The organism is Nocardiopsis trehalosi NBRC 14201 (assembly GCF_001552555.1).
In the GTDB taxonomy this organism is placed as follows: Bacteria; Actinomycetota; Actinomycetes; order Streptosporangiales; family Streptosporangiaceae; genus Nocardiopsis_B; species Nocardiopsis_B trehalosi.
The window spans coordinates 1-7132 of sequence record NZ_BCRK01000248.1; the positions used below are offsets into that span (position 1 = coordinate 1).

A 7132-nucleotide genomic window follows, 5' to 3' on the forward strand; every position below is an offset into this window, starting at 1 on the left:
ATACCGATTCCACCCCCGACACCACCCATATCAACACCGCCAGCACCGATATTTCCGACGATTCAAACAACGACAACGATTCGGGCCGCGACACCGACCGCGATTCCGGCCCGGACCGCGATTTCCAGCCCGATCGGGATTTCGGCCCCGACAGCGATTTCGACCGCGATTTCGACGTCGACCGCCCCGAGATCGACCGCCCCGAAATCGACGCCCCCTCCTTCGAGCGCCCCGACACCAGCGGCGACGACGTCGACCGCCCCGAGCCCGCCACGCGTCCGGACAACGACACCGCGCCCCCGAACGCCCAACCCCGCACCCCCGGCGGGAACACCCCCGACCCCCTCCCCGCCGACGAGCACACCGGCGGCCGCACCGACGACCGCTCCCCCGACATTCGCACCGACGGCGCCGACGACGTCCGGCCCGCCCCCAACCCCCTGGCGCCGCCCAGCAGCATCGGTGAGACGCCCGGCCCGCTCGACCTCGGTGCGCTCCACGGCGAGAACGGTGTCGACGGCCCCGCCGTCGAACGCGAGGACGGCCCCGGCCTCCGCACCCCCGAGAACGCCTTCGGTGACACCTCAGCGGAGACCGAGACCGGCGGCGCCCCCGTCATCCCCGTGAACCCCGGCGCCCTCAACGGCACGCCGGGTACCGGCGCACCCCCCGCGGCTCCCGCCGCCGGCGGCCCCAGCGGCTCCACCAGCCCCACTGGCTCCAACAGCTCCAACAGCTCCAACAGCTCCAACAGCCAGCAGACCTCGGGCGACCGCGGCACGGACACGGCGAACCGGCCGGACCTCCCCGTCGATCCCCTCGACGGCGGCGCGGACCGCCCCGCGACCACCGACGTCGACGCGCCGGATTCCGCACCCGTCGAGACCCGCTCCCCGGACCACCGCGACGACGTGCTCGACACCACGGGCCCCACCACCGCGACGGACACCCGGGACCCGTCCACCGACGGCTCCACGGCGCCGCCCGACGCACCGCCATCGCAGCGGGACCCGGCCGCCGACACCCGCCCCGGCCCGCACGACGTCACCGCGTCCGACCGCCCCCTCGTCAACGGCGACACCGCGTCGGACCCCGGCGACCTCTACGACACGCCGCCCCCGCTGCCGCCCACGCCCGCCGCCCCGGTCGACCCCGACGACCCGTGGGCCGGCGACCCGCCCACCGCCCTGGACCTGTCGGCGATCCTCAACCCCAAGGCGGACGCCCCCGCCGGCCCCGCCCCGGACCGGTCGGGCGACGCCGACCCCGCGCGGTCCGCCAAGGGGGCGCCCCCGAGGGACGTCCGGGCCGCCGAGGGGACGACCGGCGCCCGGGGCGCCGAGGGCGGCCCGGACCGCGAGGACGCCGACGACCAGGCACAGGACGACACGTTCTCGCTGTACGACACGCCCGAGCCCGGTGACGGCGTGCCCGAGCAGCGCACGTTCAGCCCGGGTGAGTACGAGCCGCCGTTCCGCCCCGACTTCGCCAAGCTCGGCGGCAAGGACGCCGACGGCCCGCTCGACCCCGGCGACCTCCTGCGGGACTTCATCAAGGGGCTCCCGGTCATCGACGCCCTCCCCGGGTTGTTCAACGACGCGCCGCTGGTCTTCACCACCCTCGTCCCGCCGGTCGACCTCCCGGGCTCCTCGGAGGGCCCCGGCGGCCCCGCCGGGCAGCGGTCCGGGCCGCCGAGGACGGCGCCGCCGCCCGCCCCGGTCATCGGCGACACCGTCACGGTCACGTTCGGCAAGAGCGACGCCACGGTGAACGACACCGACCGGTCGGCGATCGACGCGTTCACCCGGCGCCGCCTCGATGAGACCTACCAGGCGCTGCTGCACAACACCCCGCTGCCCGCGATCGAGGCGCAGGGCTACGGCAACCGGGCGGGCTCCTCGGATACGGCCGGCAACCGGGGTGCGGCGGCCGTCGACGCCTACAAGCAGTCGGTCACGGGGCAGCTCGACAATCATCTGGGCGTCTTCATCCAGGACCTGGCGGCCACGCCCCGCCCGCCCGCCAAGGGCTCCGGCGGCCGAGGCGGCAACCGGTCGGCGGAACTGCGCAGCGTCGCACCGCCCCCGTCTCGGGTGGTCATGGGCGGATCGGGCGACGGCGCCCGGCCGGTGCCCAAGATCCTGCACATGGCCTGGTTCCACGGCAAGATGCCCGACGCCAGCGCCCAGAACATGCGCGACTGGGTCGACCGCGCCGCGCGGGCCGGCTGGGACGTGCGCATCTGGACCGACCCCCGTGCGGCACGGGTCAACTCGGCCCTGTTCTCCGAACTGTCCGGGGCGACCGGGCCCGCCGGGCGGCCGGTGGTGGAGTTCTCGACCGACCCCGCCGGGGACCTCGACATCCAGGACGGCGCCCGGGAGCTCCACGACTTCGCGCAGGAGCGCGAGGTCTGGCCGATGCTGTCCGACATCGTCCGCTACCACGCCCTGATCGGCCACGGCGGGATGCACGTCGACTCCGACATCGGCCCGGGCGCGATCGATCTGAGCCGCGACCTGCCGGCGATGGACCCCGACTCCCTCCCCATGCTCGCGCCCCTGCTGCGGGACCAGCAGAACCTGGAGGAGGTCGAGGCGGAGCTGTCCGCGCTGCAGCGGCTCACCGGGGCGGACGAGTCCGAGCTTCCCACGCCCGCCGAGTACCAGTGGCGCCTCGGCCATTTCAACAACAACCTCATCGTGGCACCGCCCGGGTCGCGCTTCCTGTCCGACCTGGTCTCCGGCATGTCCCTGGAGGACCGCGTCTCCCGGGCCATCCCCCGGCCGGTCCCGCAGCTCGACGGTGCGGATAAGGACCGGGCCAAGGGCGTCGCCGCGCAGGTGACCGGGCCGGGCCGGATGCGCTTCACGGTCATCGACCACATCGCGGCGCAGGAGGGCCGGAGCACGTCGGACACGCACCGCTTCGGGGAGTTCCGGCGGGGCAACTGGAAGGTCGACCCCCAGTACGCCGACTACCTCTCGGGGATCGACTGGGTCACGGCGGACAGCGGTGACTACGACAAGCGTGTGGCCACGAGTTCCGAGGACGGGTCGGACGGGGACGACCCCCGCGCGGACCGGCCCGGTGGCGGCTCCTCCCGGGCCCCCGAGGGCGCGCCGCCCGGGGACCGGCGGCCCACCGGGGGAGGCGGGTCGCGCGGGCCCGAAGGCGGGTTCGGCCGCGGCGGAACGGGTGAGACCGGCGCGCCGCCGACGGAGCACGAAGCCGCGGACTCCGATCTCGACAGCCTCTACGACGACCTGTACGACGACGTCCCCGACCGGCCGCGGCAGTCGGCCCCGTTCGCCGACGAGGAGGTCTTCGGCCACTTCGACGGCGACGACGTCCTCTACGGCGACGGCGCGGACACGTCCGACACCCGCACCGAGGCGCCGCCGGCCCCCGTGGCGCCCCCCGCCCGGGACACGTCCACGGAGACCGACGATCCCTGGGCCGGCAACCCGCCGCGATCGCTGGACCTGAGCGGCCTGATCGACCCCAAGGGCGGCAAGCAGCAGCCCCGCACCATCGAGGAGATCCTCGCCGACCTCTCCGCCTACCGGCACTCGATCGAGGACGTCCTGCCCGCGGCGGGTCAGGACGCCGATCTGACCGTGTTCGTCCAGTGGCGCGACCGCATCCGGCGCGCCATCGGCCGCAGGCGCGGCGAGTGGCCCCTGGACGGCCAGGCGCCGATGGGCCGCCCGGAGGGGGGCCGCGACGGCGACGGCCCCGATCCCTACGCCGGGCAGGAGACGGGCGTCATGCCCATCGCCGACCCGGCCGACGACCGGACCGAGGCCGACACCGAGCAGGAGACGGGCACCGCCCCCGCGCCCATCCCCACCGACGACCCGCCGCCCTACAGCGACGACCGGCCCGCCGACGCCCCGACCGAGACCGGCCCCGTCATCCTCGGCCCGATCGGACGCGACGGCTATGGCAGCGGCCTGGCCACCGATGAGGACGCGGACGCCCTCATCGCCCAGCACGCCCACGAGATCGGCATCACCGCCGACGACGAAGACCTCTACGGCGCCGGCCTCAACGAAGACGACTACGCGCCCCACGACGACGGCACCGACATCGCCGGGCGCCCGACCGCCCCCACCGACCCCGGGCCCAGCCGCCCACCGGCCCCCGCCTTCCCCTCCGACGTCAAGGCACCACCCCCCACCGAGGCCGGCCCCAGCACCGCGCCGCAGCACGACTACCGCAACGAGGCCGCCCCCGGCTACGGGAGCGGCATCACCGCCGACGAAGACGCCCTCATCGCGCACCACGCCCACGCGACCGGACTCGACCCCGAAGCCGCCTCGGTCCGCTCCGAGGACCTCCCCGACTACCCCCACGGAGAGACGCCCCCACCCCTCTACACCGAGCGCAACCCCGCCGACATCGCCGCCGAGCATCAGCGGCGCGCCGACGAGGCCACCGCACACAGCCCCGCCGACCTGCAGATGCGGCAGGCGCACCGCGACCGCTTCACCGGCGCCCGCACCTTCCCCACGCCTGAGGAGGCCGCCGACTACACCGCGTCCGTGTGGGGCGGCGCACCCACCGGGCTGTCCGAGTCCGTCCGCGACTCGCTCGGCACCTACCTGGGCGCCCCGGAGGAGTACGACGCCCTCCTGCGCGCCAACGGCCCCTTCGACGACCACACCCGCACCGTCGTCACCGACGTCGACCAGGCCCTCGCCGCGTCCCCGGTCCCCGACGACATCGTCGCCACCATCCCCGTCGACCGCGAGACCACACAGGACCTGGTCGAGGGCCTGCACCTGCCCTTCACCAGCGACTACACCTGGGCCACCCCCGGCATGGGCGACTTCCCCGGCAGCCCCGGCGTCCTGCACCTGCGCGTCCCCGCCGGCACCCCCGCCCTCTGGGCGCCGGCCGCCGGGCCGCACCCCGACGGCCTGGTGCTCGGCCGCGGTCTGGAGTACGAGGTCCACGAGCGGGTCTACGCCGACGGGCAATGGCACCTCTTCGCCGAGGTCATCGACCACGATCCCGCGCTCATCGGTTCGCCCGACCGCTCCGAGGAGCCCGGCCGCGGTCCCGGACACGACGACGGCCCCCCGCCCCCCGGCCGGGACGACGACTACTACGGCCAGGACGGGGAGGGCTACTTCCCGGGCGACGGCTACGCCGGCGGCGCAGGCCGCTCCGGCCCCGCCGGCGGCCAGGACCGAGCGCCCTCCGGATCGGGCGGACGCGACACCACCCGCGACACCGACCTCTACGACGACGACGCGCCCGCCACCGAGCAGGACACCGACGACGACTTCGGCGGCCTCTACGACGACGAACCGGTCCGGGTCGAGACGCCGGCGGAGGACGGCGCGCCCGCGCCCCGGTTCGAGCCGATCGGCCTCGACGGCAAGCCGTGGTCGCCCGACCTCGGCGCCCTCAGCGGCAAGAACGGCGGCTCCCCGTTCACCGGCGGCTCCATCGAGGACGTCCTCGCCGCGCTGGAACAGGGCAAGACGCTGCCGGTGCCCCACGACGTGATGGCGGCCCAGGCCATGGCCGAGCCCCTGTCGGTCTACACCGCCCTCGGTCCCCCCGGCTCCGTCAACCTCGGAGAGGGCGGCACGCACAACCCGGTGCAGAACACCACCGGGGGCACCGTCGACACGACCGGCGACCGGCCCGAGATCGACGCGATGGTCCGGGCGGTCGAGAACGATGAGGACCCCGACGGCGACGACCCCGTCACCAGGGCGACCGAGGCGCGCGGGCGGGCCACCACGCTGCGCCTTGAGGCCATCCGGTTGGGCGATCTCGCCGAAGACGCCCGCGAGAACGCGGACGCGCTCCAGAAGCGGTACGACGACCTGGCCGACCTCGCCACCAAGGCGGCCGAGAAGGCCGAAGAGGCCGCCAAAGCGGCCCAGAAGGCGCGCGACAGGCTACCCGGCCTGCGGAAGGCGGCCGCCGACGCCCACGAGAAGGCGGACGGCGCCAAGGAGACGGCCGGCCGCCTGGGCCGCGACGCCGACACCGCCGACGCCGAGGTGAGGCGACTGGGGGAATCGGCGAAGCAGGCCGACGACCGCGCCGAGAAGCTGGACACGCGACGCGACGCGGTGCAGCAGCGGGCCACCGACCTCGAGCACTCCCTCGACACGGCCGCACAGGCGCAGGAGGCCGAAACCGAGGCCGAGCAGGCCCGCGCGGACGCCGACGACCTGAACCACCGGGCCGACGGGCTCGCCGACGACCCGGACCGGGCCGCCGAACTCCGTACGCAGGCGGCGGAGCGCACCGCCGCCGCCGACGAGGCCGACGAGCGCGCCGAGGAGCTGTGGGAGCAGGCGGGCATCGACCCCGACGACATCGAGGGCGTGCGGGACGAACTCCGCACCGTCACCACCGAGGCGACGAACCTCCGCCAGGCCGCCGACGCCGCGCGGGAGGAGGCGGCGGGCTTCCGCGGCGAGTTGCCCGCGGCCCGGGACGCGGCACGCGCGGCGCGTGAGACGGCGGACCAGGCGGGGCGCGACGCGAGGACCGCCGCCACCGCGGCCACCGAGGCGGACGACCGTGTAACGCAGGGCGAGAAGGCCGTCCGCGACACCGAACGCGCCGAGCGGGAGGCGAAGGCGGCCAAGGTCGAGGCCGAAGACGCGGCGGATTTCGCCGAGGTCGACGCCCGCGCCGCGCACGGGGCCGTGCCCCCGGCCGAGCAGAGGGCCGAACGCGTCCAGAACGCGGCGGAGAGGGCCGCACACCGCGCCGACGACCTCGCGCGCGACGTGTTCCCCCCCACGGCAGAGCTGGGGTCGATGCTCACCTCCAACTGGTTCGGCACGCACCCCGTCGACACCTCCGGGCTGATGCCGGAGCTGCGGCGGCGCGTCGACGCCATCACCGACCCCCGGGTCACCGACGGCATGCGCACCGCCGTCATGGACCGGGTCCGCGCCCAGGCGGGCCGCGACATCCGGCCGTTCTTCCACGCGGACGGGTTCACCGCGAAGGTGCCGGGCCCCGGTGGGGAGTGGACGGTCAAGCTCCACGTCGACCCCGACGCCGTGTACACCCGGGTCCCCTCGGCATCGGAGACCCGGCCGCCGTCCCGCCGCCCCAAGCGCGTGCTCATGCAGGGTGAGGGCGACGC

1 pseudogene is annotated in these 7132 nt (G+C 75.3%); it reads left to right on the forward strand.

Annotated elements, in window-relative coordinates:
* A pseudogene (locus tag NT8_RS30135) lies at positions 1-7132 on the forward strand (hypothetical protein); the annotation flags it as partial.